The organism is Micromonospora sp. KC723, assembly GCF_004348595.1.
Taxonomy (GTDB): Bacteria; Actinomycetota; Actinomycetes; order Mycobacteriales; family Micromonosporaceae; genus Micromonospora.
In genome coordinates this window covers 1-1202 of sequence record NZ_SMKD01000275.1, presented here as the reverse complement: position 1 = coordinate 1202, position 1202 = coordinate 1, and the positions used below count along the sequence as shown (strand labels likewise).

The window sequence follows — 1202 nt, the reverse complement described above, 5'->3', positions numbered from 1 at the left end:
CTAGTGCCTCGTCTTTGAACGTTGATCGTGTAATCCGCTGGTTCTGAGGATGTATCGGGCAGGCTGTCTCCCAACACTTGTGGTGGGAGGTGATGGCCGGTGGGCAGACGGCCGGAGGTGTTCGTCCGGCAGGTGTCGATGGCCGAGGGTCAGCGGTTGCAGAAGATCACCCGGACCGCGAAGGACCCGGTCAAGCTGCGCAGGGCGATCGTGGTGCTGATGTCCGCCCAGGGACAGCCAGCCCCGGACATCGCTCACCTGCTCAAGGCCAGCGAGGACTACGTCCGAGACGTGATCCACGCGTTCAACGAACGGGGGTTCGACGCTTTGTCCCCAAAATGGAGCGGGGGCGCACCGAGACGGATCGATGAGCAGACCCGCGACTGGATCTGCGTCATCGCCCGGTGCGACCCCCGTTTCCTCGGCCGACCGTTTTCCTGCTGGTCCCTTGCCAAGCTGCGCGACTACCTCATCGTCGCCGGCTACGTCACGGCGATCAGCATCGAGACCATTCGGCGGATCCTGCACGAACGTGGGGTGACGTGGCAGGCCACGAAGACGTGGAAGGCCAGCACCGACCCCGACTTCACCACGAAGATGCGCCGGGTCCTGGACCTCTACGACCACCCACCACCTGATGGGCGGGTGCTCTGCGTCGACGAGTTCGGACCGCTGAACCTGCAACCCCGCCCCGGCCGCGCCTGGCAGCCCGTCGCACACCCGGTGCGACTACGCGCCACCTACACCCGTGACCAGGGCGTGCGGCACATGATCGCCGCCCTGGACCTGACCACCGGCAAGCTGCACTACCGCATCCGCGACCGCAAACGCTGGCGCGAGTTCCTCGGCTTCCTCAAGACCCTGCGCCGCCGCTGGCCCGACCAGCACCTCTACCTCATCGTGGACAACTTCTCCCCGCACAAACACCCCGAGGTACGCGCCTGGTGCGCCACCAACCGCGTCGACCTGGTGTTCCTGCCAACCTACGCGTCGTGGCTGAACTGGATCGAGGCCGAGTTCGCCGCCGTGCGCTACTTCGCCCTCAACGGCACCGACCACCGCAGCCACGCCGAACAGGACGCCGCCATCGGCGACTACATCCGCTGGCGCAACCAGCACGCCAGACCGAAAACCAGATTCGCCACCGGATCCAAGATCCGCCATCCGGATTACCCGTTCAAGGCTGCATGACGGGGCACTAG

At 65.7% G+C, this 1202-nt stretch carries 1 protein-coding gene; it reads left to right on the top strand.

Translation table 11 applies throughout. The features are described from left to right. Positions 1–99: 99 nt before the first annotated feature. Positions 100–1191 carry an IS630 family transposase gene (locus E1165_RS28610; protein ID WP_243705041.1) on the top strand — a complete coding sequence of 364 codons (1092 nt, stop codon included), beginning with the start codon at positions 100–102 and terminating at the stop codon, positions 1189–1191. Positions 1192–1202: the final 11 nt, after the last annotated feature.